The organism is Thiohalophilus sp., from assembly GCF_031581315.1.
In the GTDB taxonomy this organism is placed as follows: domain Bacteria; phylum Pseudomonadota; class Gammaproteobacteria; order UBA6429; family Thiohalophilaceae; genus Thiohalophilus.
This window is the reverse complement of the sequence record NZ_JAVLAZ010000001.1, coordinates 42,053-64,851: the sequence shown is the minus strand read 5'-3', so window position 1 is coordinate 64,851 and position 22,799 is coordinate 42,053. Positions and strand designations below refer to the sequence as shown.

Below are 22,799 nucleotides of genomic sequence, written 5' to 3'. Positions count from 1 at the left end.
CCGGCGGCGACAATGGCAAAACGCTTCCATACCGGTTGGCGATTAAAGGCGCGGGGTTTTTCCGCCTCTTTAACCTCGCCATCCTTTTCATCCAGCATCTGGACATACCCCCCCAGTGGCAGGGCCGCTATAACATATTCGGTCCTGTCCGGACCGCGCACTGTACGCCAGATGGGCCGCCCAAAACCGAGCGAATACCGCAAAACCTTAACGCCGAGCTTTTTGGCCACCCAGAAATGGCCAAACTCATGCACGGCGATCAAGATACTGATCGCCACCAGAAAGGCCAGGGTGAAATAGGCAAACTCCAGCATTATTGCACCTTGTTGTGAGCCTGATCGATGAACTCGCGAGCCCGTAGCCGGGCCTGTTCATCATCAGCCAGAATGGTCGCCAGGTCGTCGGCACGGCGTCCGGACATCACTCCCAGCACCAATTCGACGACCTCGGCAATTCCCGGGAAACCCAGCTCTTTATCCAGAAAGGCCTGCACGGCAACTTCATTGGCAGCGTTAAGGATCGCCGGTGTTGTACCTCCCTCGCACGCAGCCTGTTCCGCCAGTTGCAGACAGGGGAAACGTTCATAATCCGGGGGTTCAAAATCCAGATGAGCGACATCAAACAGATTCAGGCGTGCGACGCCCGAATCCATCCGTTTTGGCCAGGCCAGGGCATGAGCAATCGGGGTACGCATATCGGGCTGCCCCATCTGGGCCAGCACAGAACCGTCATCATATTCGACCATGGAATGAACAACACTCTGAGGATGAACCACAATCTGGATAAAATCCGGCGTTGTATCGAATAACCAGCAGGCTTCGATCAGCTCCAGGCCCTTGTTCATCATGGTTGCTGAATCAACCGAAATCTTCTGCCCCATATCCCAGTTGGGATGCGCCACAGCCTGTTCGGGCGTCACCGTTTGCAACTGGTTTAACGGCGTTTGTCGGAACGGACCGCCGGAGCCGGTCAGCAAAATGCGCCTGACCCCCAGGTTCTGCACGTTATTGGCTGGCTGACCCGAAAGGCACTGGAAAATAGCATTGTGTTCACTGTCAATCGGCAAGAGCTCCGCATCATTCTGCTTGACCGCGTCCATGAACAGTTTACCGGACATCACCAGCGCTTCCTTGTTAGCCAACAGCACTCGCTTGCCGGCGCGGGCGGCCGCCAGAGTCGGTTGCAGGCCGGCCGCACCGACGATCGCAGCCATCACATAGTCCGTGCGGGCATGTGAGGCCACTTCAATCAGCCCTTCAAGACCACCGAGGACCCGGATATCGAGACCGTCCTGTTGCAGTTTGTGTTGTAGCTGATCGGCTGCCTGTGTATCGAACATCACGGCATAGACAGGACGATATTGCCGGCATAGCTGATAAAGACGCTCTACCTGGGTGTTGGCTGTCAGCGCAAACACGGCAAACTGATCCGGATGACGAGCAATCACATCCAGTGTGCTCAGGCCAATCGAACCGGTGGCTCCCAGTATGGTGATCTGTTTCATGCGATCAGTCCCGCCAGATACAGACCACTGGCAAATACGGGGGCAGCAGCCGTCAGGCTGTCGATCCGATCCAGTATGCCACCATGGCCCGGCAGAATATGACCACTGTCTTTCACACCCGCCTGACGTTTGAACAGGCTTTCAACCAAATCACCTGCCACTGAAAACAAAACAACGATCAGACTGATAACCACAAACCACGCATAGTACATCGTGCTCAGTTCAAACCACCAGCCAGCAACCAGCGCCAGTAGCAGACAGCCCAGCAAGCCACCTGCCACGCCCTCCCAGCTTTTACCCGGGCTGACATTGTATAAAAGTTTATGTTTACCAAAAGCACGACCGGCAAAATAGGCACCACTATCCGCCATCCAGATCAGCAGAAGTAAATACATCACCCATTGCGGGCCAAAAGGATCACGGTGGCGCAATACCAGTAACGCAACAAACGGTCCAAGGATAATCCCGAGACCGGCAACCAGTTTGAATACATCGAAGCCAGAGCGTGTCACCTCGTGATGTTGATAATAAAAAAGTCCAAATAATGCGAGCAACCATAACCCGCCGATAACAAGATAGATGACGTCGACAATCAGAGAATAGGAAGAAAAGGCAAAAGCTGTCAGACCCATCAATACGAATAGAATCACAACGTAGAACAGACGGGATCCGGGCTGCTTCAACCCGGACAAGCGACTCCACTCCCATGCCGCAATACTGAATACGGCCAACAGTAGCACGACAAAGCCGGATTCAGGCAGGGAAAAGATCGCCCAGATCAACAGTGGCGCAAGGATCAGAGCGGTGATTACCCGCTGCTTAAGCATGTTTTAGCTGCTCCACCTGGTCACCGGTTCGACCGAAACGACGCTGCCGCCTGGCAAAAGAAGCCAGTGCTTTATCAAACTCATTACGATCGAAATCCGGCCACAGAACATCGGTGAAATACAGTTCGCTATAGGCCAGTTGCCAGATAAGAAAGTTACTGATGCGTTGTTCGCCGCCGGTACGGATAAACAGATCCGGCTCGGGCAAATCGTGCATACTCAGATGACCGGCAATATGCTCATCATCAATTTGTTCGGGAGTCAGTTCGCCCTGCTGGACCTTGTGTGCAAGCTGCTGTACCGCCTGGGTAATATCCCATTTGCCACCGTAGTTGGCAGCGATATTCAACACCAGCTGATGATTGCCGGCGGTAAGTGCTTCTGCCTGCTCGATACGTTTGCAGATTTTATCGGGAAAAGCGCTGGTATCGCCAATAATGCGCAATTGCACTTCGTTCTTATGTAATTTTTTAACCTCGTGCTCCAGTGCCGTAAGAAAAAGGTCCATCAACAACCCGACCTCTTTTTGCGGGCGCCGCCAGTTTTCACTGGAAAAGGCAAACAGAGTCAGTACCTGGACACCCTTTTCACCACAGGCTTTAACAACTTCCCGCACGGCCTCAACGCCGGCTTTATGGCCGGCAAAACGAGGCAAATGCCGTTTCTGGGCCCAGCGACCATTACCATCCATAATAATAGCCACATGGCGGGGCGTACTGACGTAACCGTCTCGTCCCTCACTGCTGATGTCCTGGGCTGTACTGCTCATAGAATAATAAAACTCCGCTGATCTTACTGATCGGATCAGCCTCAGATCTCCATCAGATCTTTTTCCTTGGCTTCCAGTGCCTCATCGACTTTAGCGATATATTTGTCCGTGAGTTTTTGCATATCGTCTTCGGCCTTATGTTCCTCGTCCTCGGTAATCTCCTTTTCCTTCAGCAGACCTTTGAAATCGCTAATGGCATCGCGGCGTATATTGCGAATAGCAACTTTGGTATTCTCGCCTTCCTGCCGGACCAGTTTAATCATATCCTTACGACGTTCCTCGGTCAGCGCTGGTAACGGTACCCGGATGATTTCGCCGGCAGTGGCCGGGTTTAATCCCAGATCAGACTCCATGATCGCTTTCTCGACCTTTTGGACCATCGGTTTTTCCCAGGGTTGCACCGTCAGGGTACGGGCGTCCGCGACGGAAATATTGGCCACCTGATTTAAAGGCACCTGGGAACCGTAATACTCGACCATGACGTGATCCAGCAGGCTGGTATGAGCCCGCCCGGTACGTAATTTGGTCAGTTCGGTTTTCAAGGATTCAACGCTTTTACCCATCCGGGATTCAGCATCTTTTTTAATATCATTAATCATTCGTCATGCTCCCTATTCCACCAGCGTGCCTTCATTTTCACCCATCACCAGCCGCATCAACGCACCCTGCCTGGTCATGTTAAAGACGCGTATCGGGATATTGTTATCCCGGCACAGAACGATTGCCGTGGTATCCATAACCGCCAGCTTCTGTTCAATGACCTGGTCATAATCCAGTTTTTCAAAAAGTTTTGCCGAAGGATCCTTGACCGGGTCGGAGGAATAAACACCATCGACCTTGGTCCCCTTGACCACAACATCAGCACTAATCTCTATACCGCGCAAACTGGCCGCCGTGTCGGTCGTAAAAAACGGGTTACCGGTTCCGGCTGCGAAGACCACGACGCGCTGTTTCTCCAGATGGCGAATCGCACGCAGGCGAATGTAATCCTCGCATACAGTATGAATCGGCAGAGCCGACATAACCCGTACCGGTAAATCCTGGCGTTTTATCGCATCCTGTAATGCAAGAGCGTTGATGACGGTCGCGAGCATGCCCATATGATCGGCGGTAACCCGGTCCATCCCTTCCGAGGCAAGATTAACGCCCCGGAAGATGTTCCCGCCGCCGATAACCATGGCCACCTGTACACCGGCCTGATTGAGTTCCTTGACATCAGCCGCAATCGAATTGATTACCGCTGGATCGATGCCATATTCGTGATCGCCCATCAGGGCTTCACCGCTCAGCTTGAGCAGTATGCGTTTATATATAGGTGTCTTGGCCATACATTATCGTTTTTATGTTGATGAAAAATCAGCTTTTGGCCTGAGCCATAACCTCCTCGGCGAAGTTCTCCTGTTTTTTCTCAATCCCTTCGCCAACTTCATAGCGAACAAACTGGTGGACAGTGGCACCTGCTGATTTGAGCAGTTGCTCGACCGTCTGATCCGCATCCTTGACGAAAGGCTGCCCCAGGAGAGTCACTTCTTTCATGAATTTTTTGATCCGTCCGTCGACCATTTTTTCGATGATATCAGCCGGCTTGCCACTTTCAGCAGCCTGGGCAGAAAAGATATCCTTTTCCTTCTGGATGACATCAGCGGGAACATGTTCTTCGGATACGCAGACCGGACGACTGGCGGCAATATGCATAGCCAGATCCTTGCCCAGCTGCTCGTCACCACCTTCAATATCGATCACCACGCCGATACGGCTGCCATGCATGTAGTGGCTTAGATCGCCCTTGGCCTCGATAACTTCAAAACGACGAACCGCCATGTTTTCGCCGATTTTGGCGATCAGTGTTTTGCGAGTCTCTTCAATGGTCGTGCTGTCATCGTCGCTGATAGGCATGGCCATCAACGCATCCAGATCGGCCGGTTTGTCATTCAACACGCGATTGGCCACATTATCCACCAGGGTCTGGAAGTCTTCACCCTTGGTAACGAAGTCAGTTTCACAGTTCACTTCAACAATAGCGCCAGTTTTGTTGTCCGGAGTCACTTTAATTGCCACCAGACCTTCGGCGGCGGTACGGCCGGCTTTCTTGTCGGCTTTGGCCATACCGGATTTGCGCATCTGTTCGATAGCCGCGTCGATATCTCCATCGGTTTCCACCAATGTTTTTTTGCATTCCATCATGCCTGCGCCGGTACGTTCGCGCAGTTCCTTGACCAATGCTGCTGTAATTGCCATGAGTCTAGTCCTCTAATCGGTTCTTTAATCGATTACATCAAATCAGTTTGTAAAATCCGAAAAAGGGGGCGTTGCCCCCTTTTTCGTTTTGCTTGTTGACGGGTTTGCTATAGCGTATCCCTTACTCGGAATCCGCCTCTGCCGAAGCGGCTTCCGTTTCTGTGGACTCTGCTTCTGTGGGCGCTGCCTCATCCGTACTACTCGCCTCTGACGTCGTCTTGGCGGTTTTCTTTTTCGCAACCGTTTTCTTCTTGGCGGCGGTTTTCTTCTTGGCAGCGGTTTTCTTCTTGGCCGTTTTCTTCTTGCTGGCCGAATTCACTTCACCTTCTTCGTCGAGTTCGACGAAATCATCACCAGCGCCTTCGCCGATATGAGCGGTGGAGGCCTTGCCTTCAAGCACTGCGGCGGACACGCCCTGGGTATAAAGCGTGATCGCGCGAATCGCATCATCATTGCCAGGAATAACATAGTCGATATTATCCGGACTATTATTGGTATCCACCACACCAATGACCGGAATACCCAGCTTGACCGCTTCGGCGATCGCGATTTTCTCGTGCCCCACGTCGATGACGAACATGGCATCCGGCAGGCCATTCATATTCTTGATACCGCCAAGACTGCGTTCCAGTTTCTCCTGTTCGCGGCTCAGGCTGAGGACCTCGCGCTTGTTCAGGCCTTCGGTGGCACCGCTTTCCATCATCGATTCAAGCTCCTTGAGGCGCTTGATCGACTGTTTGACAGTCTTGTAGTTAGTCAGCATGCCGCCCAGCCAGCGGTGGTTCACAAACGGCATACCGCAGCGTTCGGCTTCCTCACGGACCAGTTTCTGGGCAGCACGCTTGGTACCCACGAACAGAACGGTGCCCTTGTTGGCCGCCAGCGAGCTGATGAAATTCATCGCCTCGTTGTAGAGCGGCAGGGACTTTTCCAGATTAATAATGTGGATTTTATTGCGGTCCCCGAAAATAAAGGGGGCCATCTTGGGGTTCCAGAATCGGGTCTGATGCCCGAAATGCACGCCAGCCTCAAGCATCTGGCGCATTGTTACGTCAGCCATTATAGTGTCTCCTGTATCGGGTTAGGCCTCCATGCACCCCATCTGCCAACCCGCCGGAGCGGGCACCCGGACAGATGTGCCGGTGCATGTGTGTCAATTTTGACCGGGGCAAGCCGCCGGCCGTTGGATTTGCTAAACAAGCGCGCGATTTATACCATAAAGCGCGCTTAACGACAACGAAACGGCCCGGTTTGTGCACACAAAAACCCGTCCCAGGCCCTGACCGGGCACCATTCACGAATTTTGCGACAGGAGCACCCTCACGCCTGTGGCGTAGAGGAAAATCAATGAGTGTCAGTATCAAAACAGCCGAACAGATTGAAAAAATGCGGATCGCCGGGCGTCTCGCCGCCGAAGTGCTGGAGATGATCGAACCCCATGTCCAGCCAGGGGTGACCACCGCTGAACTGGACCGAATCTGCCACGATTATATCGTCAACGAGCAACAGGCCGTCCCCGCCCCACTCAATTACCACGGCTTTCCCAAGTCGGTCTGCACCTCGGTCAATCACGTGGTCTGCCACGGTATTCCGAATGAAAAACGGCTGAAAAAGGGCGATGTCATCAATATCGACGTCACGGTCATCAAGGACGGCTTCCACGGCGACACCAGCAAGATGTTCTTTGTCGGCGAGCCCTCGATTCAGGCCCGTCGGCTGGCCAAGACTGCCTACGAATGTCTGCTGGTCGGTATCGATCTGGTCGAGCCGGGGCGGGCGCTGCGCGATATCGGCCGCGCCATTCAGCAACACGCCGAGAAAAACAATTACAGCGTGGTGCGCGAATACTGCGGCCACGGCATTGGCGAAAACTTCCACGAGGAGCCCCAGGTTCTGCATTACGACGACTCCCGTACCTCGCTGGTGCTGGAGACGGGCATGACCTTTACCATCGAGCCCATGATCAACGCCGGCAAGCGGCAGACCAAGCTGCTCAAGGACGGCTGGACGGTCGTTACCAAGGACCATGCCCTCTCCGCCCAGTGGGAACACACCATCCTGGTCACCGACGACGGTCACGACGTGCTGACCCGCCGCCGTGAGGAAAACTTCGAGCAATGACCCCCTCGCTGGTCCCGGTCGATGCGGGCCTGTTCGACGCCGAGGAATTCGATACCGCACAGCAGCAGGACACCCCCGCCCTGCCCCTGTTTCGGGACACGCTCAGTGCCGCCCACGAGGAACTGGCTCGCCGGTTTTACGCCGGCCGTGCCGCCACCGAACTGGTCGCCTCCCGGGCCGGCCTGATCGATGCCCTGCTGCTGCGTGCCTGGAACCTCTACTTCGAGCCCGGAGATCCTGGTATCGCTCTGCTGGCCGTAGGGGGTTACGGACGCGGTGAACTGCACCCGGCCTCGGATGTAGACCTGATGCTGTTACTGGCCGAGGACCCGACGCCCTACCACAGCGCCATCGAAGGTTTTTTAACTTTCCTGTGGGATATTGGTCTGGAAGTCGGCCAGAGCGTGCGGACTCTCAGCGAATGTCAGCAGGAGGCCAGGCGCGACATCACCGTGGCCACCAACCTGCAGGAAGCCCGTTTGCTGATCGGGCCCCCGGCGCTGTTTGAACAGCAGCGGCAACAGTGCGGCCCCGAACAGATCTGGCCCAGTCGCGAGTTTTTCGAGGCCAAACTTCAGGAACAGCAAAAGCGGCATGAAAAATTTCATGACACCGCCTATAACCTCGAACCCAACATCAAGGAAGGCCCCGGCGGACTGCGCGATATTCAAATTATCGGCTGGGTTGCCAAGCGCCACTACAACGCAGAGAGCCTCTATCAATTGCTCGATCACGGCTTTTTGACCAAAAACGAATACCGGACCCTGCATGAAGGTCAGGCCTTTCTCTGGCAAGTACGCTTCGGCCTGCACCTGATCGCCGGCCGACGCGAGGATCGCCTGTTGTTCGATCACCAGCGGGAACTGGCACGCCAGTTTGGTTATCGTGATAATTTCAAGGGACTCGCGGTAGAACAGTTCATGAAGCAGTATTACCGCACCATCATGGAGCTGGGACGGCTAAATGAAATGTTGCTGCAGTTATTCAAGGAAGAGATTTTACTGGCTGACGAGCAACCCGAACCGATCTCGTTGAACAAACGCTTTCAGGCCCGCAAGGGTTACCTTGAGGTCAAGGACGATAATGTCTTTGTTCATTACCCGTTCGCGTTGCTGGAAGTATTCCTGATTTTAATGCAACACCCCGAGCTCAAGGGGGTGCGCGCCAACACCATTCGCCTGATTCGCGATCACACCTGGCTGATCGACGGCAGCTTTCGGGCTGATCTGCGTAATCGCTCGCTGTTTATGGAAATCGTCCGTTATGGCCACGGTTTCACCCATGCCCTGCGACGCATGCATCGCTATGGTGTACTGGCGGCCTATCTGCCGCTTTTCGGACGTATTGTCGGCCAGATGCAACACGATCTGTTTCATGTCTATACCGTCGACGAACACACGCTGATGGTGATACGCAATCTGCGTCGCTTTACTGTGCCGGACTACTTTCACGAATTTCCTCTGTGCAGTGAGATCATGCAACGTATCCCCAAACAGGAGCTGTTACTGCTGGCCGCCCTGTTTCATGATATTGCCAAGGGACGGGGTGGCGATCATTCCACTCTGGGTGCCAGTGACGCTCGCGAGTTTTGTCATAACCATGGCCTGAGCCGTTATGACACCAACCTGGTGGTCTGGCTGGTTAAAAATCATCTATTATTGTCCTCTACCGCCCAGCGCAAGGACATCAGCGATCCCGAAATCGTGCATGAATTCGCCGAGCAGATCGGCGATATGGTCCATCTGAATTATCTCTACCTGCTGACCGTGGCCGATATTCGTGGCACCAGTGAGCATGTCTGGAACTCCTGGAAAGATGCCTTACTGCAGGAGCTGTATCACGCCAGCGTCCGCGCCCTGCGCCGGGGTTTGAAAAATCCGCTGGTCCAGTCGGAACTGGTCGCCGAACGCCGGGCAGCTGCCGCCGAACTGCTGGAGTCAGACGACGAGCACAACGTACTGATTAACCAGTTATGGGATAATCTAGGCGATGAATACTTCTTGCGTTACTTCCCCGATGAAATCGTCTGGCATACCCAGGCCATTCTCAACACCGATCTGGAAGACCTGCCCGTCATCCTGTTTCGCGAACAAAGTCGCCGCGGCGGCACCGAGATCTTTATCTATACGCGGGATCATCCCAATCTATTTTCACTGATCACCTCGGTACTCAGCCAGGCCGGCATGACCGTGGTGGATGCGCGCATCCTCGCCTCGCGCGACGGTTACACACTCGATACATTTCAGTACCTCGACAGTAGCGGCGAGCCGGTGCGCGATGCCGAGCGTAACAGCGAGATTCGCAACAAGCTCTATCATCTGTTGCGTAACCCGGGACAGGAAGCCCCGGAGATAACCCGCCGCTTGCCACGTCAGGCCAAGCACTTCAAGATCCCGACCGAGATCTATTTCGAGGATGATAGCGAACGTACTATCATGCACATTAAAACCTATGACAGACCGGGCCTGCTATCCAGCATCGGTGCCGCCTTCTATCAACACCATATCCAGTTGCATAACGCCAAGATCGCCACGTTTGGCGAACGGGTTGAGGATATCTTTGAGATCACAAAACAGGATGATCAACCGCTCGATTCCGAGTTAAAGGAAACCCTGCGCCTCAGCGTACTCGAGCAACTGGAGGAATAAACAAAATACCCGGCCAGACCTGCTGGTCAGCCGGGTGTGTTGCGGCGGGAGTTTTAATTACCACCGATACTGAACTTGTGGCTTACACCAACAGAAATCACCGTGCGGTTATCGTCGGTGGCAGCATCATAGTCCACATCGCTGTACAGCGCATACAGCTCGGTCTTTTTACCCAGGTTATGGGAGACGCCGGCCGCCATGCCGGTACCATCATTGTCCACATCACCATAGGAAAGCTTCAGGGTATTTTTTGCGGAGAGGTTATACGTACCGGCGACATACAGATAATCCGTATCAGCACTGGCTTTGGGATCGACATTTTCCATGCTCGCCCCGATACTCCACTGATCCGTCTTATAGCCGGCGGTCAGTCGGGTGGCATCGACCTCGGAACCGGCGGTATTGACCTCCAGCAACTGGACCCCCGCAGTGAAACCGGCCTGGCTATAACTCGCGCCGTAATTGAAGTGATGGTCATTGGCATCGGTATCGTCCATGACCATCACGGCGTTGGCCTGGAAGCCGTTCATATCGGGTGTGACATAGGCCAGCACATTGTCAAACCAGCCATTGGTATAACCGGACAGGCCGTAGTTTTTGCCGCCCATGCCTTCACCGGCCGCGGTATCATAGAAGGGATCAATCTTCAGACCGGCCATCTTGTACGGTGAGGAAAGTGTACCGTACAGGACTTTACCAAAATTTCCGGCGAGACCAGCAAACGCAAAGCGCTTGGTGAACATATCTTTATCATCGCTAGAGCTATCGCTGTCGGTTTGAACACCCGCCTGAATATGATAAAGCGCTTTCAATCCGGCATCGAGCTCATAGCTTCCCTTGAAGCCGATCCGCGAGGCATTGCTGTCCTGACTGTCGGTAGACGTACCGTCTTTTTTGTCGATGCTGTTGACCGACAAACGAACATCGCCGTAGACCTCATTGGCCGATGCCGGCGAGGAGAAACACAATGCGGTAACAACCGCAGCGGCAATAACTTTCAATTCAGATTTCATACTGACTCCCACATTTAATTATTTAGATGTTGTTCGTTGCTCTGCACTACAAACAGAGTTCACGAAGGTGAAAGCAAGAGCTGTGCCATACGCAACAGCTGTAGGGATAATCACAACATCGAAGAAAAAAATCAGATAGATAAAGGATTTTTACCTGGTCCGTTAAATCACGGCTCAATCACTCAAACAAGATGCTCGGGTTTTTGCCATGACATATCTGCCATACTGACAGACATGTCATGCAGACTGGCATTCGAAGCAAACAGACAGCCGGCAGATAGAACAGGTCTAAATTTAACGCTCTCAGGCAATCCGCTTGATCCAGATCAAGCCAATACCGTGAAAATAACCCTCACAATATTTTCAGTATATCGACACATATTGAAATACGTAAAAAATTACCACTATGTGATCGTTTTATTTATACTTTATAGCAATTCATAGCAATGAAGTCGGAGATGGTTATGGCTCAGAGACGTGACGTGCCCACGTTACTGCCTTCCTGCAAACAGCTGATCGATGTATTTTCTGAACCGTTTGTCATCATCGGCCAGGACTACCGGATCCAGGCAGCTAACCGACACTACCTTGAACAGTATCGAGCCAACGAAGAACATGTTGTCGGTAATTACTGCTACAAGGTGTCTCATCACTCGGATACTCCCTGCCGAAACCATGGCGAGCATTGCCCGCTTGATGAGGTCTTCAGAACACGGCGTGCCACGCACGTCATTCATGTTCATTATGATTCCGACGGCAACGAAGAAAACGTTCAGTTGCAGGCCACCCCCATTCTCGATGGTGAAGGTAATGTAGTGGCCATGGGTGAAACCATAAACCGACTGGGCTCGCCCGACGAGGCCAAACGCAAACTGCTCGGACATTCTCCGGTTATGGTGCGTCTGACCGAGATTTTGCAGCGCGTGGCTCCCACCCAGACCACCGTCCTGTTACAGGGTGAAAGCGGGGCCGGCAAAGAATGTGTCGCCGAATATATCCATCACCATTCCAGCCGTGGTGAAGGCCCGTTTGTGATTGTCGATAGCACCACCCTCGGAGAGCATCTGGCGGAAAGCGAATTGTTTGGCCATGAACGGGGAGCCTTCACCAGCGCCGACAAGCGCAAACAGGGGCTGATCGAGTCCGCCCACGGCGGTACCCTGTTCATTGATGAGATCGGCGAACTCTCCCCTAATCTGCAGACCAAACTTTTGCGCCTGCTGGAAACCAGCCAGATTCGACGGGTCGGCGCCACCGGGTTTATCGATGTTGATATCAGAATTATTGCCGCCACCCATCGTGATCTGCGGGAAATGGTCCAGCAGAAACAGTTCCGCGAGGACCTTTATTTTCGACTGACGGCGTTTCCCATCTATATCCCGCCGTTACGCGAACGCAAGGAAGATATTATCGGGCTGGCGGAACATTTTCTGGCCAAAATTCCGGACAACCGGCACAAGCCGCCGCTATCCCCCCAGATCCAGTCTCACTTGCTGAATTATGACTATCCGGGGAATGTCAGGGAACTGCGCAACATAATCGAACGCGCCGCTATAATGGCACGGAGTGAATCTCTATCGCCTGAACATTTTTCCTTTTTTCACGAAAGCGCTCCACAACAACAAGTCTTGCATAAGTCAGTCGATAACCTGGTACCGCACAACAATGTATTACAACGCCGCCGTTCCGACATTGACAAGCAAGAGATCCTGACTGTATTGAAAAAACACGCCGGGCATCGTGTCAGTGCCGCCCGTGAGCTGGGCATGAGCGAGCGCACCCTGTATCGCCACCTGCAAAAGATCAAATCCAAACCGGCTATACCGGAATAAAAAAACGCGAGACCGGGAGAGAGTCTCGCGTAAACGGCTTCGAGGAGTAACGTATTATAATTATCGATGACCGCGGTTATTTAACCGTCGTAAAGCCCAGATTTGACCAGTTCTGCATGCCACCGCGGTACCATTTTATCTTGTGTGCCGGATAACCCATTTTCAAAAGCTGCTTGATGTTGGCCGGTGATTGTCCGCACCACATGCCGTTGCAGAACATAACCAGAGTCTTGACATTACTGAAGTCCCAGACACCAGATTCAATCTGTTTGGCGCCGAATTGTTTCTCCATGATGTCACTCATTGTCAGCGGATCGGCACCCTTGGCCGGATTGAGCCTTGTCCAGGGAATATTGACAGAACCGGGAATCGTCCCTTTTTTTACCCAGCCCGGGGTACGTGAGTCGACCACCAGGATTGAATCATCGCCTTTGTTGTGCAGATTATTCAGATAGGTCAACATCTCGACTTCCCCAATTGTTTCTACGCCAGGCGCCAATTTAATAGGCTGGATACAAAATGGCGGGCATTTGCGTGAAGTTTTGGCGAAATTGGGATTTACCGTCGCCTTCTGGTTCTGGTCACGCCGAATTACGACATTCTGCCCTTCATGCTTGACCTTGACCTCTGCCAGCTCTGGCGTAACTTTCACTGCCAGTGTGTCAGTCGCGGCACATGCGACAGATGAAATACAAAAAATCAGCGTGACAAAAATATTTCTTCCAAATGTAACTTTTGACATTAAGCTCTCCTCATGATGAATATCAATCTGTTTTTAACTTCTCTATTAACAATCTTCTTCCAGATTTTCCATGCTTGGTTCTTTTGTTTTTTTCTCCTCTTTATTTACCGGTTTTGTTTCCTGTACTGCGTCGGATGCCGATGGCTCACCCGTAGGGGTTTGAGTCACTGCCCCGCAAGCCCACAAGCCAACGCACAAACACGCCAGGACTAACGCTTTCATTTTCATCTACATCTCCTGCGGCCGTTGAACAACATATCTATCTGGGGAATATCTGTAGCAAGCGACATGCCAGTTATTAACTATCTGTTTTTCTTTATTTTCTTCTAATAGCATGCCTGACAGGCCCTGTGTTTCCTGTCAGGCTGACATGACATTTCTGTCAATCCGGCCGCAGCCAGTTACCAGGTATCAAATAAATGGATAAATCAAGAAGGGGAAGTCAAAGCGTATTGGTGGCGGAGCCTGTAGTGAGGCAGATTGCCACCATAGTGAAATGACCGGGGAAACGTCTCGAATACGCGACACAGCGGTCCCTTGATCTTCAGAACCGTCAATCGCAGGAATACGACTCCTTTCCAGGATCGTATTCACAACATGCCCTGTCGAGCGAGAGTATTTTAAAGTCGAAAATGTCCGGCCTCCGGTATACCTGTTCAGTAACAGACGATCAGCCGGTTTGTTCAATAAACTCCAGGGCGTTGCCGTCGGGATCGCGACAGAACAGCGCACGACGCCCCGAACGGCTTAGTGTGTAGTCGATATTCTGCTGCTCAAGTCTGGATACCAGTTCATCCAGAGAATTAACATTAAATGCGACATGACGATCACGCCCACCATGGGCGGGCCTGTCTGTTACCGGGTCGGGATTGGGTAACTCCAGCAAATGCAACTGTTGTCCCGCGATGCGCAACCAGGCACCGGGATAACCCAGATCGGGGCGCGCCTCATCGACAGCCAACCCCAGTACCTGTGCATAAAAATCGAGCGCGCTCGATGTATCATTGACAATCAAGCTGACATGGTTAATTGATACTATATTGCTCATACGATCAGATCCTTGTCGGGATTTTGCAGCTGCCGACGAGCCGACAACCAGGCCGCAATGACAATTAATGTCCCGCCAATCCATTCTTTGGGCAGAATCACTTCCTGGGTCAGCCATTGCGAGGAGACCGCCCCGGCCACCAGCTCAAACAATAAAATTACCGCGGAACGATGCACCGGCATGTGGGTAACACCATAGACCACGCTAAAGGTCATAATCACCATCATCAGGGCCCCGATCATCCAGGCATAGCCTGCCACCTGGAAAGAGACCTCCGGCAGGCCGATACCGGTGAATAAAATCAGACCACCTGATACCAGTATCGCTCCGAACCAGGCAACGGATGTTTTGACCGGTATTGATACCCTGTCGGTAAAGCGCACCAGGGAATTGAGAATCGCAAAGTTGATACCGGCCACCAGCGCCAGCCAATCGCCTTTACCGGCGGGCCAGGGATAACCCATGCCCGGATGCCATAACATCACCACGGCGCCGCCGATGGCCACAATCAATACGCCGATCGACAATGCATGCAGTTCTTCTTTAAGAAACAGCCAGCCAATCAGGGTCGCCCACAGGGGCGAAAGGTAAAACAGCAGCAACACCCGCATGACCTCGCCTTCGAGCATTGCCAGAATGAAGGTGGTGTTGCACACGCCGCTGGTCAGTGCCATGAATAACAACGGCCAGGGAGCCATCCCCAGCTCCTGGAAAAAATTCATTCCCTGTCGCCAGAGAATGATAATGACCACCCAGAGTGTGCCGGTATAGATAAAGAAGGTTTGCCACAAACCGGTCAGGCCATACTGTTCCAGCCAGCGCAATGGAAACCAGAAAACACCCCACAGGGTAGCGGCCAGCAGCAAACTGAATACCGGCGTGGCCGCATGCAATTTGGCGGCCCGGTCTGAATCCCTTATACTACCCATCTTTTGTTCCTGCTGGTCTCAATTCAACCCGTTTAACAGCCCATAGTATGAATCCGGAACTCGATAAATTACACCCCTATCCCTTTGAAAAGCTGGCGCAACTTAAAAGCGGCGTAACACCACCGGCACATCTGGAACATATCGCCCTGTCCATTGGCGAGCCCAAACACACTGCCCCGGAATTTGTGCTGGATGTGATTCGCGATGCCTTGCCAACTCTGGCCAGCTATCCCCTGACTCGCGGCAGCGTGGCGTTACGTGAGTCGATTGCCGGGTGGCTCAACAAACGCTTTGAATTACCGGGTGACAGTCTGGATCTGGAACGGCATATTCTGCCGGTTAACGGGACCCGTGAGGCACTGTTTGCCTTCGCCCAGGCAGTCGTGGATCGCACGCGCGATCCGCTGGTACTCATGCCCAATCCTTTTTACCAGATCTACGAGGGCGCCGCCCTGCTGGCCGGCGCCGAGCCCGGCTATCTCAACTGCGAGGCGGACAACGGTTTTATTCCCGATTTCGATGCGATCAGTGAACAAACCTGGAACCGTTGTCAATTGCTCTATCTTTGTTCCCCCGGCAACCCGACCGGCGCCGTGCTGGATCAGACCACGCTGATCAAACTGATGGAACTGGCCGAACGCCATGACTTTATCATCGCGGCTGACGAATGTTACTCGGAAATCTATTTCGATGAATCAACGCCCCCCGTCGGTCTGTTACAGGCCGCGGCAGCAGCCGGTAACGATCAGTTCAATCGCTGCGTGGTGTTCCATAGCCTGTCCAAGCGTTCCAATCTGCCCGGTTTGCGCTCGGGCTTTGTCGCCGGCGATGCGGCCATTCTCGACAAATTTCACCGTTATCGCACCTATCACGGCTGCGCGATGCCACCCCATCACCAGCTGGCCAGCATGGCCGCCTGGGCCGATGAGCAGCATGTAGAACACAATCGGGAACTGTACCGGCAAAAATTCGATGCGGTACTGACTATCCTGGAACCGGTTCTGAGCGTCGAACGGCCCACCGCCGGCTTTTATCTGTGGGCGCAAACGCCCGCTGATGACACCGAGTTCGCCCGGCGCCTGTATGGCGAACAGAATGTGACGGTGCTGCCGGGCCAGTACCTGTCCCGTAACAGTGATCAGGCCAACCCCGGGCGCAACCGGGTTCGCATGGCCCTGGTGGCGGATCTCGAGGAGTGCGTCGAGGCCGCCGGGCGCATAAAAAACCTTATCGATCAGTGGTGAAAAGCTGCGAGAGCGGGTCCGGGCCGGTATAATCGCCCCCTGTTGTGGCCAGAGGGCCCACCACCCAGTGAATCAAGAATGCGGAGAATTTCATGAGTGACATCATCAATATCATCGACAACGCCTTCGAAAACCGTGCCGATATTACCCCGCGCAGCGTGGATACGATCGTCAAGGAAGCGGTCAGCGAAGCCATTGCCATGCTCGATAAGGGCGAAGCCCGGGTTGCCGAGAAAAAAGACGGCGAGTGGGTGGTGAATGAATGGCTGAAAAAAGCCGTACTGCTCTCCTTCCGCATCCACGATAATGAATTTATGAAAGGCGGCTTCACCAATTATTTCGACAAAGTGCCGGCCAAGTACAACGAATACAACTCGCGCGACTTCCGTGCCGACGGCGTACGCGTGGTCCCGCCGGCCACCGTGCGTCGCGGTGCCTATATCGCCCCCAGCGTGGTACTGATGCCTTCCTATGTAAACATCGGCGCCTATGTCGATTCCGGCACCATGGTCGATACCTGGGCCACGGTCGGTTCCTGCGCCCAGATCGGTAAGAACGTGCATCTGTCCGGCGGCGTCGGTATCGGCGGCGTACTCGAGCCGTTGCAGGCCGCTCCCACCATTATCGAAGATAACTGCTTTATCGGCGCCCGCTCCGAGGTGGTCGAAGGAGTCATCGTTGAAGAAGGCTCGGTCATCTCCATGGGGGTTTACCTGGGCCAGAGCACCCGCATCTACAACCGCGAAACCGATGAAATCACTTTCGGCCGGATTCCCGCCGGCTCGGTGGTAGTCTCCGGCAACCTGCCCTCTAAAGACGGCAAGTACAGCCTCTACTGTGCGGTTATCGTTAAACAAGTGGACGAGAAAACCCGCGGCAAGGTTGGGCTTAACGAACTGCTGCGCGATATCTGATCGCCACATGCTGATCCTGTACGGCATTAAAAACTGTGACACGGTCAAAAAGGCCCGTCGCTGGCTGGAAGAGCATGAACTCGATTACACATTTCATGACTTCCGCCAGGACGGCCTGGATTGTGACCAGCTCAGCGACTGGGCCGGGCAGCTCGGCTGGGAGGCCCTGCTAAACCGGCGCAGTACCACCTGGCGCCAGCTTGATGAAAACCAGCGCGCCAATCTCGATCAACAGGCCGCTGTGTCCCTGATGGCAGCCCATCCCACTCTGATTCGCCGCCCGGTGCTGGACACCGGCCAGCAGCTTGTAATCGGATTTTCCAAAGATAACTACCTGAAATTGTTAAAATAAAAAACCTCTGCCATAAACGGTTAATTTTATAAGGTTTTTGCCGATATACTGGCCATATTCGGACAAACCGATACAACAACACCAACCGTAGTCACTGGACAGATGCCAAAAGCTTTTACCGCATTGTTACCGGCACTTTGCCGATGTACTTTTTACCCGCTGATTCTGGCAACCGGTCTGCTTACCGGATGCGAGCGTGATTCGAGCCCTGTCTATCAGCCACAGTACAGTGAAAGCGCGCCGGACAAAGATCCTCTTTACCTTTTTGGCGTTCACCCCCTGCACAATCCAAATCGACTTTACCTCACATTCGGACCACTGGTGGATTACCTCAACCAGCATATTGGTGGTGTGCGCTTCAAACTGGAAGCGTCGCGTAACTACGCGGCTTACGACAAAAAGCTTTATGCGGGAAGATTTCATTTTGCCCTGCCAAATCCCTACCAGACAGTCAATTCACTGCAACATAATTACCATGTGTTCGGTAAAATGGCAGATGATCACAACTTCCGGGGAATTATCCTGGCCCGCAAAGACAAAAATATTCGCCATGTAGGACAGTTAAAAGGTAACGCCATCAGCTTCCCCGCCCCCACGGCACTTGCCGCGACGATGATGCCGCAGTTTTACCTGCAGACCAACGGCCTGAATGTGACGGAGGAAATCGATATCCGTTACGTCGGCTCGCAGGAATCGTCAATCATGAATGTGTACCTGGGCAACACTCTGGCCGGTGCAACCTGGCCGCCACCATGGCGAGCGATCAGCAAGGAGCGCCCGGAACTGGCACAGGAACTGGAAATAGTATGGCGAACAGAACCCTTACCCAACAACGGACTCGTTGTACGTAACGACATCGCCCCGGAAATCGTCGATCAGGTTGCCGATTTATTATTCAAACTGCACACCGATGAACAAGGCGCGAAAATTCTTGATGAAATCGAATTAAGCAAGTTCGAGCCCGCCAGCGATACTACTTACAAACCAGTAGTTGAATTTTTGGATAAATTCAATGCCCAGGTAAGGCCAATCAAGTGATATGACCAGGCTTATCGATACAGCAAGAAAATTCTGGACAGCGTCAATCCGGCGTCAATTAATGCTGGGAATTGCGCTGGTTCATGCCGTATTGATGACCATCTTTGTTTATGACCTGGTCGAGCGTCAGAGTCATTTTCTACATCAACAGAGTCTCGATCAGGCAAGAAGTCTGGCACGCAGCCTGGCGGCCAACAGTACATCGTGGGTTCTTTCCAATGATGTTATCGGCCTGGAAGAGATCATAGACAGCCAGTCAACCTACCCGACGCTGGAATATGCCATGGTCATCAACCCTGATGGCCGGGTGCTGGGGCATACTGACACGGATAAAACCGGATTTTATTTAATTGACAATGTCAGCAAGCGACTTCAGAAGAGCAACAGCTTGCAGGTCCTGATAGATAACAACCGTCTTGTGGACATTGCCGCCCCGGTCATCACCAACGGAAACCTTATTGGCTGGGCACGCATTGGACTGAGTCAGGAGCGTATTAGCGAAGGCTTGCAGATCGTAACAATAAAAGGTCTGATTTATACGTTTATCGCAATTGCCGTCGGTACCCTGTTTGCCTATCTGATGGCTCGTGGACTGACCGGTGGTCTGCGGCAACTACTCACTATAGCCGACGGCATCACCCACGGCCAGCGCCATATTCGCGCCAACATTGACCGGCATGACGAACTGGGTCAACTCGCCAGAGATTTCAACCAGATGCTGGATACACTGAATGAAAATGAATTCAAAATCTGGCTGGCGCAGGAAAAGCTGGCCGAAAGCGAGGAGCGCTTCAACCTGGCGATGCAGGGGACCAATGACGGACTATGGGACTGGGATATCAACTCCCATACTGTCTATTACTCCCCGCGCTGGAAACAAATGCTGGGATACAGTGAACAAGAGATCACCGAATCACGGGACGAATGGACCGATCGCGTACATCCGGATGATCGGCCTCTCGTCGAGCAGCATGTAAAGGATTATCTCGAAGGTAATATCGAGCATTATGAACAGACCTTGCGCATGCGCCATCGAGATGGCACATATCGCTGGCACATGGAACGCGGCATCGCTGTCAGGGACAATAAGAGCAAAGCTTACCGGCTTGTCGGAACGAGTACCGATATCACAGAAGAAAAAGAAATAGAACGACAGCTATTTGATGAAAAAGAGCGGGCAATGGTCACACTCCATTCTATCGGTGATGGAGTCATTACCACTGACGAGAAGGGTAAAATCAATTTCATGAACCCGGTGGCGGAGAGCGTCATCGCCTATGCCACCCAGGATGTCCTGGGCAAGCAACTCGACGAAATCATCACCCTCAAAAATGAAGATACGGGCGACCCTGTAGAAAACCCGATTCGACGCTGCCTGGAACAGGGTGTCGTGGTCGATCTCGAACCGGATACGCTGCTTATCAACCACCGGGAAATCGGTCACGCCATAGAGGATTCCGCCGCGCCGATACGCGATCAGGAAGGTCGGTTGATCGGCGCCATCATGGTATTCCATGATGTCGCCGTTACCCGGCAATTGACGCGCGAGATGACCTGGCAGGCGAGCCATGATGTTCTCACCGGACTCATTAATCGCAGCGAACTGGAAAACAGACTCAAAAAATCACTCGACAGCGCACATCAGGATAATGAAGTCCATACCTTCCTGTATCTGGATCTCGATCAGTTCAAGGTAGTCAATGACACCAGCGGCCACATTGCCGGGGATGAGCTCCTGAAGCAACTCGCCTTCCTGCTCCAGAAGCAGGTCCGAGAAAGTGATACTCTGGCTCGGCTTGGGGGCGACGAATTCGGTGTTCTATTGAATCGTTGCAATACCGACAGAGCGCTGAAAATCGCCAATAAATTGCGAGATGCAGTTAATGATTTTCGCTTCGTATGGAAAGACAAAGCCTTCGATACCGGGGTTAGCATCGGCGTAATAGAAATCAATTCTAAAAGTCACGATATTGCCGGCATTCTCAGTTCTGCAGACATCGCCTGCTACGCCGCGAAAGATCTCGGGCGCAACCGGATTCATGTTTATCAGCCCGATGATGAGGAATTATCCCAACGCCATCATGAAATGCAATGGGTCACACATATCAAAAAGGCCCTGGAAGAAGACCGTTTTATCCTTTATGCTCAGTCGATTGTTCCTGTTTCTCCGGACAGTCCGTACAGAGAACACAAGGAAGTTCTTGTCAGAATGCTGGATCAGAATAATAATATTGTTCCCCCATTCACTTTCATCCCGGCTGCCGAACGCTACAACCTGATGCCGGCAATCGACAAATGGGTCATTGACAACGCTTTCTTCTATCTTCAGAAAAACCCGATTTCAATCACCATCAATATCTCCGGCAACAGCCTCGGTGATAACGATTTTTTAAGCCATGTCAAACACAAACTGCATGAATACCAGATCGAGCCCTCAAACATCTGTTTCGAGATCACCGAAACCTCGGCCATCACTCACCTGACCACGGCCGAGCGTTTTATCCGTGAACTCAAAAAGCTCGGTTGCCGATTCGCACTCGACGATTTTGGTAGCGGGTTGAGCTCATTCACTTATCTCAAAAACCTGTCTGTGGATTATCTGAAAATCGATGGCAGCTTCGTCAAGGATATTAACGATAACCCGATCGATTATGTGATGGTCAAAGCAATCAATGAGGTTGGCCACGCGATGGGTATCATGACGATCGCTGAATTTGTGGAAAACGAGGAAATTCTCAAAACCCTGCGTACTATCGGTGTCGATTTCGCACAGGGCTACGGTATCGACAGACCCTCCCCTCTCATCGGCTAATCCCGCTGCGTTTCCAGCCCGTCTTGTATATAATGGCCATCTGACGTTTTACCGGTTGAATTCAATGTCCGCCACACTAAAACTTGCCAAGGAACTCATTGCCTGCCCGTCCGTCACACCCAGGGACGCTGATTGCCAGTCCCTGCTGGGAGAAAGGCTTGCAGCGCTGGGGTTTTCACTTGAATCAATGCGTTTCGAGGACGTGGACAATCTCTGGGCGCGACGCGGGGATCAGGGCCCCTTGTTCGTCTTCGCCGGCCATACCGATGTGGTACCGACCGGCCCCGAATCGAACTGGCAATTCCCGCCCTTCACACCCACCGAGCATGAGGGCCAACTCTATGGCCGGGGCGCGGCGGATATGAAAAGCTCCATCGCGGCAATGGTGACTGCCTGCGAACGCTTCGTGCAAAACCATCCCGAACATGGCGGCTCTATTGGCTTTTTGATCACCAGTGACGAGGAAGGTCCCTCGATCAACGGCACCGTCAAGGTCGTCGAGACGCTGGAACGACGCAATGAAAAAATCGACTGGTGTCTGGTCGGTGAGCCTTCCAGCACCGACAAGGTGGGCGATGTGATCAAAAATGGACGCCGGGGTTCGCTCGGCGCGATTCTCACCGTGCGCGGCAAACAGGGGCATGTTGCCTATCCGCACCTGGCGAAAAACCCGATCCATTTTTTTGCCCCGGCCCTGCAGGAGCTGGTAAACAGCGAATGGGATCAGGGTAACGATCACTTCCCGCCCACGACGTTCCAGATCAGCAA

At 53.0% G+C, this 22,799-nt stretch carries 21 protein-coding genes and 1 pseudogene; 9 read left to right on the top strand and 13 right to left on the bottom strand.

What is annotated here, in order from left to right:
• The 8 genes and pseudogenes from RI563_RS00295 to rpsB all read right to left on the bottom strand — a co-directional run.
• A partial coding sequence (locus tag RI563_RS00295) for a site-2 protease family protein (protein WP_310692315.1) occupies positions 1-314 on the bottom strand: 314 nt, incomplete at its 3' end.
• Positions 314-1,504 (bottom strand): 1-deoxy-D-xylulose-5-phosphate reductoisomerase, encoded by a 1,191-nt coding sequence (gene ispC, locus RI563_RS00290; protein ID WP_310692314.1) that lies wholly within the window; start codon positions 1,502-1,504, stop codon positions 314-316. The genes ispC and RI563_RS00295, both read right to left, overlap by 1 nt.
• A complete protein-coding gene (locus tag RI563_RS00285) occupies positions 1,501-2,331 on the bottom strand; it encodes a phosphatidate cytidylyltransferase (RefSeq protein ID WP_310692313.1) in 831 nt (276 codons plus the stop codon). Before RI563_RS00285 ends, ispC begins: the two co-directional genes overlap by 4 nt.
• Positions 2,324-3,100, bottom strand: coding sequence for an isoprenyl transferase (locus RI563_RS00280; RefSeq protein ID WP_310692312.1), 777 nt, complete (start codon positions 3,098-3,100; stop codon positions 2,324-2,326). The genes RI563_RS00285 and RI563_RS00280 overlap by 8 nt, the downstream gene beginning before the upstream one ends.
• A gap of 41 nt (positions 3,101-3,141) precedes the next feature.
• Complete coding sequence (gene frr / locus RI563_RS00275; RefSeq protein ID WP_310692311.1) at positions 3,142-3,699, bottom strand: ribosome recycling factor; 558 nt, start codon at positions 3,697-3,699, stop codon at positions 3,142-3,144.
• Between the two features lie 12 nt (positions 3,700-3,711).
• A complete protein-coding gene (pyrH, locus tag RI563_RS00270; protein WP_310692310.1) occupies positions 3,712-4,428 on the bottom strand; it encodes a UMP kinase in 717 nt (238 codons plus the stop codon).
• A 28-nt stretch (positions 4,429-4,456) separates the two neighbouring features.
• Positions 4,457-5,338, bottom strand: a complete 882-nt coding sequence (gene tsf / locus RI563_RS00265; protein WP_310692309.1) for a translation elongation factor Ts — start codon at positions 5,336-5,338, stop codon at positions 4,457-4,459.
• A 310-nt stretch (positions 5,339-5,648) separates the two neighbouring features.
• Positions 5,649-6,398: pseudogene (gene rpsB, locus RI563_RS00260) on the bottom strand (30S ribosomal protein S2); the annotation flags it as partial.
• Positions 6,399-6,685: 287 nt separating this feature from the next.
• Between rpsB and map the strand changes: the two are divergent.
• Positions 6,686-7,459, top strand: coding sequence for a type I methionyl aminopeptidase (map, locus tag RI563_RS00255; RefSeq protein ID WP_310692308.1), 774 nt, complete (start codon positions 6,686-6,688; stop codon positions 7,457-7,459).
• Positions 7,456-10,107: a [protein-PII] uridylyltransferase gene (gene glnD / locus RI563_RS00250; RefSeq protein WP_310692307.1), complete on the top strand. Its 2,652-nt coding sequence runs from the start codon at positions 7,456-7,458 to the stop codon at positions 10,105-10,107. Before map ends, glnD begins: the two co-directional genes overlap by 4 nt.
• Before the next feature lie 53 nt (positions 10,108-10,160).
• Here the strand turns inward: glnD and RI563_RS00245 are convergent, their stop codons facing one another.
• On the bottom strand, positions 10,161-11,120 hold the full coding sequence (locus tag RI563_RS00245; protein ID WP_310692306.1) for a porin: 960 nt from the start codon (positions 11,118-11,120) through the stop codon (positions 10,161-10,163).
• Positions 11,121-11,584: 464 nt separating this feature from the next.
• Here RI563_RS00245 and RI563_RS00240 point away from each other — a divergent pair, with 464 nt between their 5' ends.
• Positions 11,585-12,952: a sigma-54 interaction domain-containing protein gene (locus RI563_RS00240; RefSeq protein ID WP_310692305.1), complete on the top strand. Its 1,368-nt coding sequence runs from the start codon at positions 11,585-11,587 to the stop codon at positions 12,950-12,952.
• A gap of 76 nt (positions 12,953-13,028) precedes the next feature.
• Here the strand turns inward: RI563_RS00240 and RI563_RS00235 are convergent, their stop codons facing one another.
• The 4 genes from RI563_RS00235 to RI563_RS00220 all read right to left on the bottom strand — a co-directional run bounded on the left by RI563_RS00235 (position 13,029) and on the right by RI563_RS00220 (position 15,671).
• Positions 13,029-13,694 (bottom strand): rhodanese-like domain-containing protein, encoded by a 666-nt coding sequence (locus tag RI563_RS00235; protein ID WP_310692304.1) that lies wholly within the window; start codon positions 13,692-13,694, stop codon positions 13,029-13,031.
• A 45-nt stretch (positions 13,695-13,739) separates the two neighbouring features.
• Positions 13,740-13,922: a hypothetical protein gene (locus RI563_RS00230; protein WP_310692303.1), complete on the bottom strand. Its 183-nt coding sequence runs from the start codon at positions 13,920-13,922 to the stop codon at positions 13,740-13,742.
• Positions 13,923-14,364: 442 nt separating this feature from the next.
• Positions 14,365-14,742: a VOC family protein gene (locus RI563_RS00225; RefSeq protein ID WP_310692302.1), complete on the bottom strand. Its 378-nt coding sequence runs from the start codon at positions 14,740-14,742 to the stop codon at positions 14,365-14,367.
• Positions 14,739-15,671 carry a DMT family transporter gene (locus tag RI563_RS00220; protein ID WP_310692301.1) on the bottom strand — a complete coding sequence of 311 codons (933 nt, stop codon included), beginning with the start codon at positions 15,669-15,671 and terminating at the stop codon, positions 14,739-14,741. Before RI563_RS00220 ends, RI563_RS00225 begins: the two co-directional genes overlap by 4 nt.
• Before the next feature lie 47 nt (positions 15,672-15,718).
• Here RI563_RS00220 and dapC point away from each other — a divergent pair, with 47 nt between their 5' ends.
• The 6 genes from dapC to dapE form a co-directional block, all read left to right on the top strand.
• Positions 15,719-16,915 (top strand): succinyldiaminopimelate transaminase, encoded by a 1,197-nt coding sequence (gene dapC, locus RI563_RS00215; RefSeq protein ID WP_310692300.1) that lies wholly within the window; start codon positions 15,719-15,721, stop codon positions 16,913-16,915.
• 92 nt (positions 16,916-17,007) lie between these two features.
• Positions 17,008-17,829, top strand: a complete 822-nt coding sequence (gene dapD / locus RI563_RS00210) for a 2,3,4,5-tetrahydropyridine-2,6-dicarboxylate N-succinyltransferase (RefSeq protein WP_310692299.1) — start codon at positions 17,008-17,010, stop codon at positions 17,827-17,829.
• 7 nt (positions 17,830-17,836) lie between these two features.
• Complete coding sequence (locus tag RI563_RS00205) at positions 17,837-18,181, top strand: ArsC family reductase (protein WP_310692298.1); 345 nt, start codon at positions 17,837-17,839, stop codon at positions 18,179-18,181.
• A gap of 102 nt (positions 18,182-18,283) precedes the next feature.
• Positions 18,284-19,219, top strand: a complete 936-nt coding sequence (locus RI563_RS00200; protein WP_310692297.1) for a phosphate/phosphite/phosphonate ABC transporter substrate-binding protein — start codon at positions 18,284-18,286, stop codon at positions 19,217-19,219.
• 61 nt (positions 19,220-19,280) lie between these two features.
• Positions 19,281-22,031 (top strand): EAL domain-containing protein, encoded by a 2,751-nt coding sequence (locus RI563_RS00195; RefSeq protein WP_310692296.1) that lies wholly within the window; start codon positions 19,281-19,283, stop codon positions 22,029-22,031.
• Positions 22,032-22,095: 64 nt separating this feature from the next.
• Positions 22,096-22,799 (top strand): succinyl-diaminopimelate desuccinylase (gene dapE, locus RI563_RS00190; RefSeq protein WP_310692295.1); only part of this gene is annotated, 704 nt, incomplete at its 3' end.

What these genes read in the sequence shown, in the direction of transcription:
- RI563_RS00285 (WP_310692313.1), bottom strand. Translation starts at nt 2,331, where the DNA reads ATGCTTAAGCAGCGGGTAATCACCGCTCTGATCCTTGCGCCACTGTTG.
- RI563_RS00235 (WP_310692304.1), bottom strand. Translation starts at nt 13,694, where the DNA reads ATGTCAAAAGTTACATTTGGAAGAAATATTTTTGTCACGCTGATTTTT.
- RI563_RS00220 (WP_310692301.1), bottom strand. Translation starts at nt 15,671, where the DNA reads ATGGGTAGTATAAGGGATTCAGACCGGGCCGCCAAATTGCATGCGGCC.
- ispC (WP_310692314.1), bottom strand. Translation starts at nt 1,504, where the DNA reads ATGAAACAGATCACCATACTGGGAGCCACCGGTTCGATTGGCCTGAGC.
- glnD (WP_310692307.1), top strand. Translation starts at nt 7,456, where the DNA reads ATGACCCCCTCGCTGGTCCCGGTCGATGCGGGCCTGTTCGACGCCGAG.
- RI563_RS00195 (WP_310692296.1), top strand. Translation starts at nt 19,281, where the DNA reads ATGCTGGGAATTGCGCTGGTTCATGCCGTATTGATGACCATCTTTGTT.
- dapD (WP_310692299.1), top strand. Translation starts at nt 17,008, where the DNA reads ATGAGTGACATCATCAATATCATCGACAACGCCTTCGAAAACCGTGCC.
- tsf (WP_310692309.1), bottom strand. Translation starts at nt 5,338, where the DNA reads ATGGCAATTACAGCAGCATTGGTCAAGGAACTGCGCGAACGTACCGGC.
- RI563_RS00240 (WP_310692305.1), top strand. Translation starts at nt 11,585, where the DNA reads ATGGCTCAGAGACGTGACGTGCCCACGTTACTGCCTTCCTGCAAACAG.
- RI563_RS00200 (WP_310692297.1), top strand. Translation starts at nt 18,284, where the DNA reads ATGCCAAAAGCTTTTACCGCATTGTTACCGGCACTTTGCCGATGTACT.
- RI563_RS00230 (WP_310692303.1), bottom strand. Translation starts at nt 13,922, where the DNA reads ATGAAAATGAAAGCGTTAGTCCTGGCGTGTTTGTGCGTTGGCTTGTGG.
- RI563_RS00225 (WP_310692302.1), bottom strand. Translation starts at nt 14,742, where the DNA reads ATGAGCAATATAGTATCAATTAACCATGTCAGCTTGATTGTCAATGAT.
- RI563_RS00205 (WP_310692298.1), top strand. Translation starts at nt 17,837, where the DNA reads ATGCTGATCCTGTACGGCATTAAAAACTGTGACACGGTCAAAAAGGCC.
- dapC (WP_310692300.1), top strand. Translation starts at nt 15,719, where the DNA reads ATGAATCCGGAACTCGATAAATTACACCCCTATCCCTTTGAAAAGCTG.
- frr (WP_310692311.1), bottom strand. Translation starts at nt 3,699, where the DNA reads ATGATTAATGATATTAAAAAAGATGCTGAATCCCGGATGGGTAAAAGC.
- map (WP_310692308.1), top strand. Translation starts at nt 6,686, where the DNA reads ATGAGTGTCAGTATCAAAACAGCCGAACAGATTGAAAAAATGCGGATC.
- RI563_RS00245 (WP_310692306.1), bottom strand. Translation starts at nt 11,120, where the DNA reads ATGAAATCTGAATTGAAAGTTATTGCCGCTGCGGTTGTTACCGCATTG.
- RI563_RS00280 (WP_310692312.1), bottom strand. Translation starts at nt 3,100, where the DNA reads ATGAGCAGTACAGCCCAGGACATCAGCAGTGAGGGACGAGACGGTTAC.
- pyrH (WP_310692310.1), bottom strand. Translation starts at nt 4,428, where the DNA reads ATGGCCAAGACACCTATATATAAACGCATACTGCTCAAGCTGAGCGGT.